Source organism: Nonomuraea sp. SBT364 (assembly GCF_001083785.1).
Taxonomy (GTDB): Bacteria; Actinomycetota; Actinomycetes; order Streptosporangiales; family Streptosporangiaceae; genus Nonomuraea.
The window spans coordinates 1-15,680 of sequence record NZ_LAVL01000182.1 but is presented as its reverse complement, the minus strand read 5'-3'; the positions used below and the strand labels follow the sequence as shown (position 1 = coordinate 15,680).

Sequence of the window (15,680 nt, the reverse complement as noted above, 5' to 3'; positions counted from 1 at the left end):
CCTGGGGGCGAGCCGGTCAGCGATCCGGCGGCGGCCGCACCGGCTCCGCTCCCGCCCGCCGACGGGGTGACGCGGCCGCCGCCGGATCGCTGACCGGCTCGCCCCCAGGAGTCTGCTCATCCCCCCGAAGGAGCATGTCCAATGGCCGACACCTACACCCCTCCGGTCCACGGGACCGGCGTCAAGGCCACGATCCAGCGGATCGGCGGTCATCTGGCCGGCATGATCATGCCGAACATCGGCGCGTTCATCGCCTGGGGACTGATCACCGCCCTGTTCATCCCGACCGGCTGGCTGCCCAACGAGTCGTTCGCGGCGATGGTCGACCCGATCATCAAGGTCCTGCTGCCCGTCCTCATCGCCTACACCGGCGGCCGGATGGTGCACGGGCAGCGGGGGGCGGTGGTGGGCGCCGTCGCCGCGATGGGCGTCGTGGTGGGGGCGGACATCCCGATGTTCCTCGGCGCCATGATCGTCGGCCCGCTCACCGCCTTGATCCTGAAATATGTGGACAAGTTCACTGAGGCGCGGACCCGCTCCGGGTTCGAGATGCTCGTGGACAACTTCAGCGCCGGCATCGTCGGTGGCGCGATGGCCGTCGCGGGCGTGTGGGGCATCGGCCCGGTCGTGCAGGTGATCACCACCGGCGCGGGCAACGCCGTCGACTGGCTGATCGGCAACGGCCTGCTGCCCGTCGCGTCCGTGCTGATCGAGCCCGCCAAGGTGCTGTTCCTGAACAACGCCATCAACCACGGCGTGCTCGGCCCCCTCGGCGTCGCGGAGGCGGCGGAGACGGGCAAGTCGATCCTGTTCATGCTGGAGTCGAACCCCGGCCCTGGCCTCGGGCTGCTTCTGGCCTACCTGCTGTTCGGCCCGCGCCAGCTGCGCCCGAGCACCCCCGCCGCGATGATCATCCACTTCTTCGGCGGCATCCACGAGATCTACTTCCCGTACGTGCTCATGAAGCCCCGCCTCATTCTCGCCGTCATCGCCGGCGGCGCGGCCGGGGTGTTCACGTTCATGGTCACGGGCTCGGGGCTGGTGGCGACGCCGTCGCCGGGCAGCATCTTCGCCTACGCGGCGGTGACGCCGAAGGGCGGCTGGCTGGGCATGATCCTCGGGATCGTGATCGCCACCGCGGTGACGTTCGCCGTCGCCGCCATGCTGCTGGGCTTCGGCCGGGGCGAGAAGGAACCCCCCGCCGGGGAGCGGCCTCCGGCGGAGGAGCGGCCGCCGGCCGGGAGCGCCGCGCCCCCCTCGGACGACGAGCCCGGCGACACCGCCGCGCGTGAGGAGACCCCCCGGCACCGGACCGCCACCAAGGAGGCGTGAGTCATGCCCAGCATCGACAGCAAGGACATCCGCAAGATCATCGTCGCCTGCGACGCGGGCATGGGCAGCAGCGTGATGCTCGCCTCCCAGCTCAAGAAGCAGCTCAGGGACACCGGCGTCACTGTCGCGCACACGCCGGTGAACGACATCCCGGCGGACGCCGACGTGGTGCTCTGCCACGCCGGGCTGGCCGCCAGGGCCAGGGCGGCCGCACCGGGCAAGGTACTGGTGCCGTTCCAGATCTTCCTCGGCGACCCGGCGGTGACCGAGCTGGTCGCCACCATCAGGAACGGCGGCACCGTCGATGCGTGACGGCCTGCTCGACCCGCGCGCCGTGCTGCTGCACGAGAGCGCGTCCGGCCGCGAGGAGGCGATCCGCCGGTGCGGGCGCGCCCTGGTCGACGTCGGCGCGGTGGCGGAGCCGTACATCGAGGCGATGCTCGAACGCGAGCGGTCGATCTCCACCTACGCCGGCGAGGGCTTCGCCATCCCGCACGGCACCGCGGCCGCCAAGGAGGTCGTGCTGCGGGACGCGATCTGCGTGGTGCGCTTCCCCGGCGGCGTCGACTGGGACGGCGAGCGCGTGACCGTGTGCGTCGGCATCGCGGCGGCCGGCGACGGGCACGTGCCGCTGCTGGCGGCGCTCGCGGACGTGCTGCTCGACCCCGACAGGGCCAGGGCGCTGCGCGAGGCCACCGAGGTGAACCAAGTGATCAAGGAGCTGACGTGAAGGTCGCCAGATTCCACGCGCCGGGCGACATCCGGGTGGAGGACGCGCCGGAGCCGGTCGCGGGCCCCGGCGAGCTGAAGATCCGGGTGCGCAACTGCTCGACGTGCGGCACCGACGCGAAGATCTTCAAGTTCGGCCACCACCACATCAGGCCGCCCCGGGTGATGGGCCACGAGATCGCCGGCGAGGTGGCCGGCACCGGCGAGCGGGTGCAGGTGATCGCCGCGATCCCGTGCGGCACCTGCGCGGAGTGCCGCCGGGGCCGGCTGACCGTCTGCCCGCGGCAGGAGTCGATGGGCTACCATTACGACGGCGGCTTCGCCGAATACCTCGTCGTGCCCGCCAAGGTGCTGGCCGTCAACGGGGTCAACGCGATCCCGGAGGGCGTCGGGTTCGCCGAGGCGTCGCTGGCCGAGCCGCTCGCCTGCGTGCTCAACGGGCAGGCACTGGCCCGCGTGGGTACGGGTGACGACGTGGTGGTCATGGGCGCGGGTCCGATCGGCTGCCTGCACGTGCGGCTGGCCCGGGCGCGCGGGGCGGGCCGTGTCTTCCTCGTGGACGTCAACGCCGACCGGCTCGCCGTCGCCGCGGATCTCGTACGGCCCGACGCGGCGATCGACGGCGACGTGGTGGAGCAGGTGCTCAAGCTGACCGGGGGCCGGGGCGCCGACGTGGTGATCACCGCCGCGGCGGCGGGCGTGGCCCAGGAGCAGGCGGTGCGCATGACCGCCAGGCAGGGCCGCGTCAGCTTCTTCGGCGGGCTGCCCAAGGACGACCCGGTCATCCGGCTGGACTCCAACCTGGTGCACTACCGGGAGCTGACGATCGTCGGCGCGAACGGCTCCAGCCCCGCGCACAACGCCGAGGCGCTGCGGCTCATCGCGGAGGGCGCCGTGCCGGTCGGCGACCTGATCACGCACCGGCTGCCGCTGTCCCGGGTGCTCGACGGCATCGAGCTCGTCAGCCGGGGCGCGGCCATCAAGGTCACGATCGAACCCTGAGGAGGTTTGCCATGGCATCGCGGACGGTGACCATCGCGTCGGCGAGCGGGCTGCACGCCCGGCCCGCCAAGCTGTTCGTGCGGGAGGCGGCGCGGCTGGGGGTGCCGGTGCGGATCCGGGCGGGCGACGGGAAGGCGGTCCCGGCGTCCAGCATGCTCGGCGTGCTGTCGCTGGGCGCCGTGCACGGCACCGAGGTGACGCTGGAGTCCGACGCGCCCGGCGCCGACGACGCCCTCGACGCCCTGGCCGCGCTGCTGTCGCGCGACCTGGACGCGGAAGAAGCCCTCGATGCCTGACCTCCCGCCCGTGCCCGGGCCCTCCGGGGCCCCGGGAGCGCGCGGCGGCGGGACGGCCGTGCGGCTGACCGGCAGGGGCGTCAGCCGAGGGCTGGCGGCGGGCCCGGTGATGCGGATGGCCGCGCCCCCGGTGCTCCCCGCGCCCCGCCCGGTCCGCGACGCCGCCGCCGAGACGGCCCTGGCCGCCGAGGCGCTGGAGGCGGTGGCGGCCGGTCTGCGCGACCGCGCCGCCGCCGCGACGGGCGACGCGGCGGAGATCCTCGACGCGCTGGCCATGATGGCGGGCGATCCGATGCTGCGCGAGGAGGCCGAGCAGGGCGTGCGCGACGGGCTCGGCGCGGCGCACGCGCTCGACGCGGCCTTCACCCGCCACCGGGAGGCCATCGCGGCGCTCGGCGGCTACCTGGCCGAGCGGGCGGCCGACCTGGACGACCTCCGGCACCGGGCCGTCGCCTTCGCGCTGGGCGTGCCGATGCCGGGCCTGCCCTCCCCCGGCCATCCGTACGTGCTCGCCGCCGAGGACCTCTCCCCCGCCGACACCGCCGGGCTCGGCCCGGACGTGCTGGCGCTGGTGACGGAGAAGGGCGGCCCGACCAGCCACACCGCCATCCTGGCGCGGGGGCGCGGGCTGCCCGCCGTGGTGGCCTGCCCGGGCGTCATGGATCTCGCGGACGGCACGTACGTCTCCGTGGACGGCGCCACCGGCGAGGTCACGGCCGGCATCAGCCACGAGGAGGCCGTGCGCGCGCGTGAGCGGGACCGGCGGGAGCGGGAGCGGCTGGCCGCGAGCAGCGGCCCCGGCAGGACCGCCGACGGCCACCCGGTCAAGCTGCTGCTCAACATCGGGTCGGCCGCCGACCTGCGGCCGGGCGGGGAGGGGGTGGGGCTGTTCCGCACCGAGTTCCTGTTCCTGGACCGGGGGCTGGCGCCGTCGTTCGACGAGCAGGTGGCCGCCTACGCGGCGGTGTTCGCGCGGGTGCCGCACGTCGTGGTGCGCACCCTGGACGCGGGCACCGACAAGCCGCTGCCGTTCCTCGGCCTGCCGCCGGAGCACAATCCGGCGCTGGGGATCCGCGGGCTGCGCGTCGACCGGGTGCTGCCGGACGTCCTCGACACGCAGCTCGACGCGATCGCCGAGGCGGCCCGGCGGACGGGCGCGGAGGCGTGGGTGATGGCGCCGATGGTCGCCACCCGCGACGAGGCCGCCGCTTTCGCCGCGCGGGCCCGCGCCAGGGGCGTCGCCCGGGTGGGCGTGATGGTGGAGGTGCCGGCCGCGGCGCTGCTGGCCGACCGGATCCTCGCGGAGGTGGACTTCCTCAGCGTCGGCACCAACGACCTCAGCCAGTACACCTTCGCCGCCGACCGCCAGCATCCCGCGCTCACCGACCTCCTCGACCCGGCGCAGCCGGCGCTGCTGCGGCTGGTGGCGGCGTGCGCGGAGGCGGGCCTGGCGGCGGGCAAGCCGGTCGGCGTCTGCGGCGAGGCCGCCGGCGACCCGGCGCTCGCCCCGGTCCTGGCCGGGCTCGGCGTGACGAGCCTGTCCATGGCGCCGGTGTGCGTCCCCGTCGTCCGCGACGCCCTGGCCCGGCACACGCTGGGCGAGTGCCGGTCCCTCGCCGCCACCGCCCTGTCCTGACACCGTACGGCGGGCCGGACGCTCCGGCGGGGCGGGCGGTCAGGGGCGCGGGCGGTCAGGCCACGGGTTCGGGGTTGCGGGCTCGCAGGGTGAGCTCGCCGCCCTCGGCGTCGACCTCGACGGTGCCGCCCTCGGCGGCCTCGCCGGTGAGCAGCATCGTGGACAGGCGGTTGTCCAGCTCCCGCTGCACGGTGCGGCGCAGCGGCCGGGCGCCGAACTCGGGCTGGTGGCCGCGGTCGGCCAGCCAGTCCTTGGCCGCGTCGCTCACCTCCAGCGTGACGCCCTGGCCGCGCAGCCGCTGCCGGGTCCGCTCCAGCAGCAGGTCGACGATCTGGCGGAGCTGGCTCTTCTCCAGGCGGCGGAAGACGATGGTCTCGTCGATGCGGTTGAGCAGCTCGGGCCGTAGCGAGTGCCGCAGCAGGTCCATGAGCCGGTCGTCCAGCTCGGGCGTGTCGCCCTCGGCGTCGAGGATCATCTGGGCGCCGAGGTTGCTGGTCATGATGACGATGGCGTTGGTGAAGTCGACGGTGCGGCCCTGGCCGTCGGTGAGGCGGCCGTCGTCGAGCATCTGCAGGAGGATGTTCATCACGTCGGGGTGCGCCTTCTCGATCTCGTCGAGCAGGATGACGCCGTGCGGGCGGCGGCGGACGGCCTCGGTGAGCTGCCCGGCCTCCTCGTAGCCGACGTAGCCGGGCGGGGCGCCGATGAGCCGCGACACGGTGTGCCGCTCCTGGAACTCGCTCATGTCGATGCGCACCATGTGGTCCTCGCCGCCGAACAGCGCCGCCGCCAGGGCGCGGGCCAGTTCGGTCTTGCCGACGCCCGTCGGGCCGAGGAACAGGAAGCTTCCGATGGGCCGGTTCGGGTCCGACAGACCGGCGCGGGCCCGGCGCTCCGCCTCGGCGACGGCGACGACGGCCTCGTCCTGGCCGATGACCCGCTCGTGCAGGTGCTCCTCCAGCCGCATCAGCCGCTCGCGCTCCTGGGTGGTCAGCTGGGTGACCGGGATGCCGGTGCGGCGGGAGACGACCTCGGCGATGTCCTCGACCATGACCTGCGGGGCGGCGTCGCGGCCCTGCCTGGCCCGGTCCAGCTCGGGGCGGAGCTTGTCGATCTGGCCGGTGATCTCCTTGGCCCGGTCGAAGTCGTCGGAGGACACCGCCTGGTCCTTGTCACGGCGCAGCGCGGCGAGGCGTTCCTCCAGCTCGCGCACGTCGCTGCCGGGGGTGCGCGAGCGCAGCCGGACCCGGGCGGAGGCCTGGTCCATCAGGTCGATGGCCTTGTCGGGCAGGAACCGGTCGGCGATGTAGCGGGCCGACAGGGTGGCGGCGGCGTCGAGCGCCTCGTCGGTGATGCGCACCTGGTGGTGGGCCTCGTACGCGTCGCGCAGCCCGGCGAGGATCGCGACCGTCTGCTCCACGGTCGGCTCGGGGACCAGGATCGGCTGGAAGCGGCGCTCCAGCGCGGCGTCCTTCTCGATGTTCTTGCGGTATTCGTCGATCGTGGTGGCGGCGACGACGTGCAGCTCGCCGCGGGCCAGGGCGGGCTTGAGGATGTTGGCGGCGTCCATGCCGCCCTCGGCGGAGCCCGCGCCGACCAGCGTGTGCACCTCGTCGATGAACACGATGACCTCGTCGGCGTGCGCGCGCACCTCGTCGACGACCTTCTTGACCCGCTCCTCGAACTCGCCGCGGTACTTCGACCCGGCCACCATGCCGGTCAGGTCCAGGGCGATGACGCGCCGGTCCTTGAGCGTGTCGGGGACGCTGCCGTTGACGATGCGCTGGGCGATGCCCTCGACGATGGCGGTCTTGCCGACGCCGGGCTCGCCGATGAGGACGGGGTTGTTCTTGGTGCGGCGCGACAGGACCTCGATGGACTGCTCGATCTCGTCCTCGCGGCCGACGACCGGGTCGACGCGGCCCTGCCTGGCCTCCTCGGTCAGGTCACGGCCGTACTCGTCGAGTGACGGCGTGCCGCTGTCGCGGCGCTCCCTTTCCGGCTGCCCGGCGCCGGACGACAGCAGGGCGCGCTGCAGCTCGTTGGCGGACACGCCCTGCTCGCGCAGCAGCTCGGAGGCGCTGGAGTCGGGGTTGGCGGCCAGCGCCAGCAGCAGGTGCTCGGGGCCGATGTAGGAGGAGCGCAGGGCGCGGGCGACGCGCTGGGCGTCCAGGACGGCGCGCTTGGCCGACGGCGAGAGCGTGTCCGGCGGCTCGCCGGCCGTTCCCCGCCCGGCCAGCGCGCCGATGCGGTCACCGAGCCGGCCGGCGTCCACGCCCGCCGCACGCAGCAGCTCGCGAGTGGGCTCGGCGCGGGCGAGCGCGCCGAGGAGGTCGAGCGCGTCCAGGTCGGCGGCGCCGCGCCGACCGGCGATCTCCACGGCGTCGGCCAGCGCCTCCCGGGCGGGGGCGCTGAGCAGCTTGCCCACGTCGACCCGCTGCACGCTGGGACGGGACGGGGGCCAGGCGTCCATCCCGCCGAACACCCGGCCGGTCAGCTCCTCGAAACCCCGGAAAGGATCCCGCCCAAAGAACGACATATCCGACATTTCATGCCCCCTTCTCCCGCACCTCAGGGACCTGTTGCCGGGCACGTCGCAAGGCATAGCCAGCGATCGGCAAAATGCCTACGGGCGCCTGCGCAGGCTCGCGTCGTCCAGCTCGGGCGGTCGCCAGCCGGCGTCGCCCTGGTTGATCGTCACGCCGGGCGTCACGATCGCGTCGATCCGGTCCAGCACGTCGTCACCGAGCCGCACGTCCACGGCGGTCAGCTGGCTCTCCAGGTGCTCCATGGTGCGCGGCCCGATGATCGCCGAGGTGACCGCCGGGTGCCGGAGCGTGAACGCGACGGCCAGCTCGACGAGCGTGTGCCCGCTCTCCTCCGCCAGCACGGCGAGCCGCTCGACGGCCTCCAGCTTGCGCTGGTTCGCCTCCAGCTCCATGTCGTAGCGCTCGGGCAGCAGCCCGGCGCGGCGGCTCTCGGGCAGCTCCCGCCCCTTGCGGTAACGGCCGGTGAGCCAGCCGCCCGCCAGCGGGCTCCACACGATCGCGCCCATCCCGTACGAGCTCGCCACCGGCAGCACGTCGGCCTCGACGCCCCTGGCAAGCAGCGAGTACGGCGGCTGCTCGCAGACGAACCGCTCCAGCCCGCGCCGCTCGGCGGCCCACTGCGCCTCGACGATCCGGTGCGCGGGGAAGGTGGAGCTGCCGAGGTAGCGGACCTTGCCCTGGCGCACCAGGTCGGTGAGCGCGCCCAGCGTCTCCTCGATGCCCGTGCCCGGGTCGGGGCGGTGGATCTGGTAGAGGTCGATCCAGTCGGTGCCGAGGCGGCGCAGGCTGTTCTCGACGGCCTGGAAGATCCAGCGCCGGGAGTTGCCCCGCTGGTTGGGCCCCTCGCCCATGGCGCCGTTGCACTTGGTGGCGAGCACCACCTGGTCACGCCTGCCGGATCGGGCGAGCGCCTCGCCGACGAACTCCTCCGACTGCCCCTGGGAGTAGACGTCGGCGGTGTCGATGAAGTTGACGCCCGCGTCGAGCGCCCGGTCGATGATCCGGGCCGACTCGGCGGGCGACTGCTCCCCCCACCAGCCGAACATCATCGCGCCGAGGCAGAGGGGGCTGACTCTGAGACCGGTACGTCCGAGTACGCGATATTCCGTCACCCCCTCACTCTGTGGCAACGAGATCGACGATGGGCGTGTCTCCGGAGACCAGTTCGAGCGTGCGCCGACCGGTGCCTGCGGCCTGGAGCAGGGCGGCGACCACGGCGGCCACGTCGTCGCGCGGCACCGGCCCGGGCGGCACCTCGGGGGCGAGCCGGACCAGCCCGGTGCCGGGCTCGTCGGTCAGCCGGCCGGGCCGCAGGATGGTCCAGTCGAGGTCGCGGCGGCGCAGGTCGTCCTCGGCGGCGGTCTTGGCCTCGATGTAGGCGGCCCACACCGCGTCGGAGCCCGGCCGGGGCGGCTGGCCCGCGCCCATCGACGAGATCTGCACGAACGTGCGCACCCCGGCCCGCTCGGCGGCGTCGGCCAGCAGCACGGAGGCGGCCCGGTCGACGGTGTCCTTGCGCGCCGCGCCGCTGCCCGGGCCCGCCCCGGCGGCGAACACCACCGCGTCCGCGCCCCGGACGATCCCGGCGACCTCCTCCACGCCCGCCGTCTCCAGGTCGCACAGCACGGCCGCGGCCCCGGTGCCCTCGACGTCGGCGAGGTGCGCCGGGTTGCGCACCAGGCCGACCGCCGCCGCCCCGAGCAGCCTCTCCAGCCGCAACGCGATCTGACCGTGCCCGCCCGCGATGATGATCCTCATGGGCGTCATGGTGTCATGGAGCCATGAAGGACTTCCCGCACGCGCCCGCTCCGGCGTTTCTGTTCGACCTGGACGGCACCCTGATCGACAGCGTCTACCAGCACGTGATCGCCTGGCGGCAGGCCCTGTCGGGGATGGGCATCGACCTGTCGGTGTGGCGGATCCACCGGCGCATCGGGATGAGCGGCGGCCTGTTCGTCAGCGCCCTGCTGCGCGAGACGGGACTGAAGCTCACCCAGGCGCAGATCGACGAGCTGCAGACCACCCACGCCGAGGCGTACGAGCAGCAGGCCGCGTCCGTCCGGCCGCTGCCGGGCTCGGTGGAGCTGCTGGCGGAGCTGTCCTCGCGCGGCGTGCCGTGGGCGATCGCGACCAGCGGCTACGCGCGCACCGCCCGGCTGGCGCTGGGCCTGCTCGGGCTGCCGGACGACGCGCCGATGGTGACGCGCGACCTGGTGCGCCGGGCCAAGCCGGACCCGGACCTGTTTCTGGCCGGCGCGGCACTCCTCGGGGTGGACCCGGCGCACGCCATGGTGGTGGGCGACAGCATCTGGGACCTGCTGGCGGCGCGGCGGGCCGGCTCGCTCGGCATCGGGCTGCTGTCCGGCGGCTACGGCCGCGACGAGCTGGAGCGGGCGGGGGCGTTCCGCGTCTACGCCGACCCGGCCGACATGCTGGACCGCCTCGACGAGCTGGGCGTGCGGCAGAGCGACTGAGGAATAACCGCCCGAACCACCGGGCTGGATCATGCGTATCCCTCACAGAGGAGCTGACTATGGACTTGGCAGACATCGGCGTCACCGGCCTGGCGACCATGGGCCGCAACCTGGCGCGCAACCTGGCCAGGCACGGCTACGCGGTGGCCGTGCACAACCGCTCCGGCTCGCGTACGCAGCAGCTGGTGCGGGAGTTCGGCGGCGAGGGCACGTTCCTGCCGTCGGAGGAGCTGGCGGACTTCGTCGCCTCGCTCAAGCGCCCGCGGCGGGCGATCATCATGGTGAAGGCGGGGCGCGGCACCGACGCGGTGATCGACCAGCTCGCCGATCTGATGGAGCCGGGCGACATGATCGTCGACGGCGGCAACGCGCACTTCGAGGACACCCGGCGGCGTGAGGCGGCGCTGCGGGAGCGGGGCATCCACTTCGTCGGCACCGGCATCTCCGGCGGCGAGGAGGGCGCGCTGAACGGCCCGAGCATCATGCCGGGCGGCTCGAAGGAGTCGTGGGAGGCGCTCGGGCCGATCCTCCAGGACATCTCGGCCAAGGTCGACGGCGTGCCGTGCGCGGTGCACGTGGGCCCCGACGGCGCCGGGCACTTCGTCAAGATGGTGCACAACGGCATCGAGTACTCGGACATGCAGCTCATCGCCGAGTCCTACGACCTGCTGCGCCAGGCGCTCGGCGCGACGCCCGCCGAGCTCGCCGGGGTGTTCCGGGAGTGGAACCAGGGGGACCTGGACTCGTACCTGATCGAGATCACCGCCGAGGTGCTCGACCAGGTCGACGCCGAGACGGGCAAGCCGTTCGTGGACGTGGTGGTGGACCGGGCCGAGCAGAAGGGCACCGGCCGGTGGACCGTGCAGAGCGCGCTGGAACTGGGCGTGCCGGTGACGGGGATCGCCGAGGCGGTGTTCGCCCGGGCGCTGTCGGGCCACCCCGAGCAGCGGGAGGCGGCCCGGCCGCTGCAGGGCCCCGAGCTGACCGGGGTCGGCGGCAAGGAGCTGGTCGAGGACGTGCGGCAGGCGCTGTACGCGTCCAAGATCGTCGCCTACGCGCAGGGGTTCGACCAGATGGCGGCGGCGTCCAAGGAGTACGGCTGGGACCTGGACCTGGGCGCGATGGCGACGATCTGGCGGGGCGGCTGCATCATCAGGGCCAAGTTCCTGGACAAGATCCGCGCCGCCTACGACGCCGACCGGGCGCTGCCGACGCTGCTGGCCGACCCGTCGTTCGCGGGCGCGCTCAACGCCGCGCAGGAGTCGTGGCGCCGGGTGGTGACCACGGCGGTGCGGATCGGGGTGCCGACGCCCGGCTTCTCCTCCGCGCTGGCCTACTACGACGGGCTGCGGCGCGACCGGCTGCCCGCCGCGCTGGTGCAGGGGCTGCGCGACTACTTCGGCGCGCACACCTACCTGCGGGTGGACAAGGACGGCGCCTTCCACACCGACTGGTCGGGCGACCGCGCCGAGCGTCCCGCGTCCTGACCCGCCCGGCGGCGGGGGTCACCTCGCCGCCGGGATCCGGTTGGCCAGGGCCGTCACCACGCAGTAGCCGATGGGCCCGGCCGCGTCGTGCACGGTGCACTGCCCGTTGGCCACGCCGTCGGCGCTGAGGTGGCCGGTGGCGTCCAGGCCGATCACCTCGCCGCGCGGCTGGCGGGCCAGCGTGAGCGTGTAGTCGGCGTTGATGAACGGCAGCCCGTCCCCCGTCATGCCGCTGAGCGGGCTGGCGAAGTCGGCGGCCAGCGCCGCCCGGACGAACGGGCTGACCTCCTCGTCGTCGACGAGCGGCCGGTTCTCCCGCGTCCAGACGCGCCGGCGGCCCGGGTCGCCCCACTCCGACAGCCGCCACAGGTCGAACGGCGGCGTCCAGCCCTCGCCTCGCGCGGGCGGGCCGTCCGGCGGCGTCTCGTCCCACGCGGGCGTCACCGGCCGCTCGCCGCCCGGCTGCTCGCCCTTCCTCAGGAGTACGCCGCTCGCCCGGCCGATCACGCCCTGTTCGGTGCGGATGACGGCGTCGGCCACGCGGATCCGGCGGCCGTCCCTGACCAGGGCCGTCTCGACGGTGACGGGCAGCATCGGGCTGTTGCGGAACAGGTCGACGGTGAGCCTGGCGAACTGCATCTCCGGATCGCCGTACCGGTCCTCGAGGGCGCGGGCGGCGAGCCCGCCGAGCAGGCGGCCGTGGAGCATGTCCAGGGCCCAGGGGCTGCGGGCGTGGGGGGCGGGCAGGAGCTCGCCCCCGGCCGTGCTGAAGAAGGCAGACGTCACAGAATCAGATTCTAGTGGAGAGCCGTTCGCCCAGGCTACGGAGATGATCCCGCAGCCCGTCCGGTTCGAGCACCTCGAAGTCCACGTCGAGGAAGGCCACCATGACGGCCATGAGGTGCAGGTCGTCGCCGCGCAGCGTGAGCAGGCAGCTCTCGTCGTCGACCGGCTCGACGACCCCGCTGATGCGGCCGGCCAGCCGCTCGGCGGGCGCGCGCAGCAGGACACGGGCCTCGATGGGCCACATCTGGTGGCCGAGGCGGCGCTCCACGAAGGCGGCCACGTCGCCGCCGGGCGGCTCGCGGGGCGCGAACCGGGGGCCGTTGGGGGTGCGCGGCTCGACGCGGTCGGCGCGGTAGGTGCGCCAGTCGTCCCGCTCGGTGTCCCAGCCGACGAGGTACCAGCGCCTGCCCCAGGAGACCAGGCTGTGCGGCTCGGCCCGGCGCTCGGAGACCCGGCCGTCGTGGCCGGTGTAGCCGAAGCGGAGCTGCTCACGGTCGCGGCACGCGGCGGCCAGGCGCGACAGCACGTCCGCGTCCACGGTGGGGCCGGACGTCGCGATCGGCACGGTGTGCGCCTGCAGCGCGCCGACGCGGTGCCGCAGCCGCGCCGGCAGCACCTGTTCGAGCTTGGCCAGGGCGCGCAACGAGCTCTCCTCGATGCCGGTCACGCTGCCGCCCGCCGCCGGGGTCGGGCCGACGGCCACGGCCACCGCCTCGTCGTCGTCGAGCAGCAGCGGCGGCAGCCGGGCGCCCGCGCCGAGCCGGTAGCCGCCCGACACGCCGGGCGTGGAGTGCACCGGGTAGCCGAGGCTGCGCAGCCGGCCGACGTCGCGGCGCACGGTCCGCACCGCCACGCCGAGCCGGTCGGCCAGGTCGGCGCTGGCCCAGTCGGGCTTCAGCTGGAGCAGCGAGAGCAGGCGCAGCAGCCTGGCGGAAGTGTCCAACACGCCCGTCATTGTGGCCCGTACCCGGCCGCGATGCCTCCTACGGTCGGGGCCATGGACGAATTCCGCATCGCCATCCCCCAGGATCTGCTCGACGACCTGCGCGAACGGCTGCGCCGTACCCGCTGGCCCGACGCGCTGGACGGGGTCGGCTGGTCGTACGGCGTGCCGCCGGAGGCGGTGCGCGAGCTGGCCGGGCGGTGGCTGCGCGGCTACTCCTGGCGGGAGCACGAGGCCAGGCTGAACGAGCTGCCCCAGTACACGACCGTGATCGACGGGCAGCGGGTGCACTTCGCGCACGTCCGCTCGGCGGCCCCCGACGCGCTGCCGCTGATGCTCGTGCACGGGTGGCCGAGCACGTTCGCCGACTTCTCCAGGATCGCCCGGCTGCTGGGTGACTTCCACCTGGTCATCCCGTCCGTCCCGGGTTTCGCCTTCTCGGGGCCGACCACCTCCCCGGGCTGGGGCGTGCGGCGCGTCGCCGCCGCCTTCGCGGAGCTGATGGACCGGCTCGGCTACACCCGGTACGGCGTGCAGGGCGGCGACTTCGGGTCGCTGGTCGCCCCCGCGATGGGCCGCCTGGCCCCCGGCCACGTCGCCGGCGTACACGTGAACGCGCTCACCACCTTCGTCACCGACGACATGGCCGGGCTGACGGAGGCCGAGGTGGCGCGCGCCCGGGGCGTGGACCGCTGGCAGGCCGAGTACTCCGGCTACGCGACGATCCAGGGCACCCGGCCGCAGGCGCTGGCCTACGGGCTGGCCGACTCGCCCGCCGGGCTGCTCGGCTGGCACCTGGACACGTTCGCCTCCTGGGGTCAGGACCCCGGCGGGGTCGCGCCCGACGACGTCCTGACCGACGTGGCGATCACCTGGCTCACGAACACGGCCGGCTCGGCCGCCCGCCTCTACCGGGAGAGCGCCGCCGACTGGGAACGGCCCGCCGAACCCGGCAAGACACCCACGGGCGTGGCCGTCTTCCCCGGCGACAGCACCGTCCGCCGGTACGCCGCCCAGGTGCACCACGTGGTGCACTGGTCGGAGTTCGCGACCGGCGGCCACTACGCCGCCCTGCAAGCCCCCGAGCTCCTGGCGGGCGACGTCCGCGCGTTCTTCACGAACCTCTGACGGCGATCTTCACACGCCTCTGGACGGCGATCTTCACGCGCCTCTAACCGGCTGCCACGCAGAACGGGTGGCCCTCCGGGTCGAGGAGCACCGTCCAGTCGTCGCCGCCCGGCTGGTGCGCGGGCCGCGTGGCGCCGAGTTCGACGAGCTCCTTGACGGCCTGCTCGACGTCGGCGACCCGGAAGTCGACGTGCGCGTGCTTGACCGCGGGCCAGCCCGGGCCCCGGTAGCCGTCGACACGCTGGAAGGACAGGTCTGCGGAGCCGCCGCCGACGCCGGCGAAGTCCTCGTCGGCGCCCGTCACCCGCCCTCCGGTGGCCTTGGCGTAGAAGGCGGCCAGCGCGGCCGGGTCCGCGCAGTCGAACACGATCGATGAGATGGATGTGATGGTCATGCGGCCAGCCTGCCCTCGACGGGCGGTCCCGGTCTTGAACATCCTTGCGCCCCCCGGGACTGTCGTAGCCGTGCCGTAGCGTGCGGCGCATGCGTTCGGCTCTACGACTCGGCGCCGGGCCGGGGTTCGCCCTCGACGCGGTGACGTGCCGCGACGACCACCGCCGGTGGTCCCCGCCGGAGGTGAGCACCGGCCACCGGGTGGTGCTCGTGCGGCGCGGCCGCTTCCGCCGCGTCGTCGGCGGCCGCTCCGCCACGCTCGACCCCACGATGGCGTACGTCACGGGCCCCGGCGACGAGGAGCGCTTCGCCCACCCGGCGGGCGGCGACGTGTGCACCTCGCTCCACCTGACACCCGCGCTCTGGCACACGCTCGCCGGCGGCCTTGTCCCGCCCCGGCCCGCCCTGTACGTGGACGCGCGGCTCGACGTGGCGCACCGCCGCCTCCTGCGGGCGGCCCGCGCCGGCGACCCCGCCTTCGCCCTCGCCGAGGCGCTCCTGCCGCTGATCGCCGCCACCCTGACCGGCGCCTCCCGCACCGCCGCGGCCTCCGGAGGCTCCGGGGTTTCCGCCGTCTTCGCGCCCTCCGCGCCCTCCGGCGGGGCCGCCACGCGCGGGGAGGACACCGCGGCCCTCGTCGACACCGCCAGGGAGGCGATCTCCGCCGGCCATCCGGCGGCCGGTGACCTGCTCTCGCTGGCCGCCCTCCTCGGCGTCTCCCCCTTTCGGCTCAGCCGCGCGTTCACTCGCGAGCTGGGCGTCTCCCTGACCCACTACCGCAACCGCGTCCGGGTGAGCCGGGCGCTCGACCGCCTGGAGCAGGGTGAGCCGAGTCTCGCCACGCTCGCCACCGACCTCGGCTTCGCCGACCAGGCCCACCTGACCCGCACCGTCCGCCGCCACGCCGGCCAGTTCGCCGGCGCCC

Annotated in this window: 16 protein-coding genes; 10 read left to right on the top strand and 6 right to left on the bottom strand. The window is 74.3% G+C overall.

Features of this window, described 5'->3' with window-relative positions; translation table 11 throughout:
• Positions 1–141: 141 nt before the first annotated feature.
• Genes mtlA through ptsP form a run of 6 tightly spaced genes read left to right on the top strand, consistent with a single transcriptional unit; the run spans position 142 to position 4,995 of the window.
• Complete coding sequence (gene mtlA, locus ADY59_RS41015; RefSeq protein WP_049574739.1) at positions 142–1,332, top strand: PTS mannitol transporter subunit IICB; 1,191 nt, start codon at positions 142–144, stop codon at positions 1,330–1,332.
• A gap of 3 nt (positions 1,333–1,335) precedes the next feature.
• A complete protein-coding gene (locus tag ADY59_RS51970) occupies positions 1,336–1,644 on the top strand; it encodes a PTS lactose transporter subunit IIB (RefSeq protein WP_049574738.1) in 309 nt (102 codons plus the stop codon).
• On the top strand, positions 1,637–2,062 hold the full coding sequence (locus ADY59_RS41005) for a PTS sugar transporter subunit IIA (RefSeq protein WP_049574735.1): 426 nt from the start codon (positions 1,637–1,639) through the stop codon (positions 2,060–2,062). The genes ADY59_RS51970 and ADY59_RS41005 overlap by 8 nt, the downstream gene beginning before the upstream one ends.
• Positions 2,059–3,063, top strand: coding sequence for a zinc-dependent dehydrogenase (locus ADY59_RS41000; RefSeq protein WP_049574734.1), 1,005 nt, complete (start codon positions 2,059–2,061; stop codon positions 3,061–3,063). Before ADY59_RS41005 ends, ADY59_RS41000 begins: the two co-directional genes overlap by 4 nt.
• A gap of 11 nt (positions 3,064–3,074) precedes the next feature.
• Entirely contained in the window at positions 3,075–3,359 is a 285-nt protein-coding gene (locus ADY59_RS40995) for an HPr family phosphocarrier protein (protein WP_049574731.1), read from the top strand.
• Positions 3,352–4,995 carry a phosphoenolpyruvate--protein phosphotransferase gene (gene ptsP / locus ADY59_RS40990; protein ID WP_082310785.1) on the top strand — a complete coding sequence of 548 codons (1,644 nt, stop codon included), beginning with the start codon at positions 3,352–3,354 and terminating at the stop codon, positions 4,993–4,995. The genes ADY59_RS40995 and ptsP overlap by 8 nt, the downstream gene beginning before the upstream one ends.
• 55 nt (positions 4,996–5,050) lie before the next feature.
• On the opposite strand, the gene ADY59_RS40985 is transcribed toward ptsP, so the two are convergent.
• The 3 genes from ADY59_RS40985 to ADY59_RS40975 all read right to left on the bottom strand — a co-directional run bounded on the left by ADY59_RS40985 (position 5,051) and on the right by ADY59_RS40975 (position 9,302).
• On the bottom strand, positions 5,051–7,543 hold the full coding sequence (locus ADY59_RS40985; protein WP_049574730.1) for an ATP-dependent Clp protease ATP-binding subunit: 2,493 nt from the start codon (positions 7,541–7,543) through the stop codon (positions 5,051–5,053).
• Positions 7,544–7,621: 78 nt separating this feature from the next.
• Positions 7,622–8,656 carry an aldo/keto reductase gene (locus tag ADY59_RS40980; RefSeq protein WP_082310784.1) on the bottom strand — a complete coding sequence of 345 codons (1,035 nt, stop codon included), beginning with the start codon at positions 8,654–8,656 and terminating at the stop codon, positions 7,622–7,624.
• Between the two features lie 4 nt (positions 8,657–8,660).
• Positions 8,661–9,302: an NAD(P)H-binding protein gene (locus tag ADY59_RS40975; RefSeq protein WP_049574724.1), complete on the bottom strand. Its 642-nt coding sequence runs from the start codon at positions 9,300–9,302 to the stop codon at positions 8,661–8,663.
• Between the two features lie 23 nt (positions 9,303–9,325).
• On the opposite strand from ADY59_RS40975, the gene ADY59_RS40970 reads away from it, so the two are divergent.
• Together ADY59_RS40970 and gndA are read left to right on the top strand one after the other, a co-directional pair.
• On the top strand, positions 9,326–10,018 hold the full coding sequence (locus tag ADY59_RS40970; protein WP_049574722.1) for an HAD family hydrolase: 693 nt from the start codon (positions 9,326–9,328) through the stop codon (positions 10,016–10,018).
• Positions 10,019–10,077: 59 nt separating this feature from the next.
• Positions 10,078–11,505, top strand: a complete 1,428-nt coding sequence (gene gndA, locus ADY59_RS40965; protein ID WP_049574719.1) for an NADP-dependent phosphogluconate dehydrogenase — start codon at positions 10,078–10,080, stop codon at positions 11,503–11,505.
• 18 nt (positions 11,506–11,523) lie between these two features.
• Here gndA and ADY59_RS40960 read toward each other — a convergent pair whose 3' ends face one another.
• The gene (locus ADY59_RS40960) at positions 11,524–12,291 is read right to left on the bottom strand and encodes an acyl-CoA thioesterase domain-containing protein (protein WP_049574717.1); all 768 of its coding nucleotides are present in this window, start codon (positions 12,289–12,291) and stop codon (positions 11,524–11,526) included.
• A gap of 4 nt (positions 12,292–12,295) precedes the next feature.
• Entirely contained in the window at positions 12,296–13,237 is a 942-nt protein-coding gene (locus ADY59_RS40955; RefSeq protein WP_156326055.1) for a helix-turn-helix transcriptional regulator, read from the bottom strand.
• Positions 13,238–13,288: 51 nt separating this feature from the next.
• Between ADY59_RS40955 and ADY59_RS40950 the strand changes: the two genes are divergently transcribed.
• The gene (locus tag ADY59_RS40950; protein ID WP_231619136.1) at positions 13,289–14,362 is read left to right on the top strand and encodes an epoxide hydrolase family protein; all 1,074 of its coding nucleotides are present in this window, start codon (positions 13,289–13,291) and stop codon (positions 14,360–14,362) included.
• 43 nt (positions 14,363–14,405) lie between these two features.
• On the opposite strand, the gene ADY59_RS40945 is transcribed toward ADY59_RS40950, so the two are convergent.
• Positions 14,406–14,756, bottom strand: a complete 351-nt coding sequence (locus tag ADY59_RS40945) for a VOC family protein (protein WP_049574709.1) — start codon at positions 14,754–14,756, stop codon at positions 14,406–14,408.
• Positions 14,757–14,845: 89 nt separating this feature from the next.
• On the opposite strand from ADY59_RS40945, the gene ADY59_RS40940 reads away from it, so the two are divergent.
• A partial coding sequence (locus tag ADY59_RS40940; RefSeq protein ID WP_049574708.1) for a helix-turn-helix transcriptional regulator occupies positions 14,846–15,680 on the top strand: 835 nt, incomplete at its 3' end.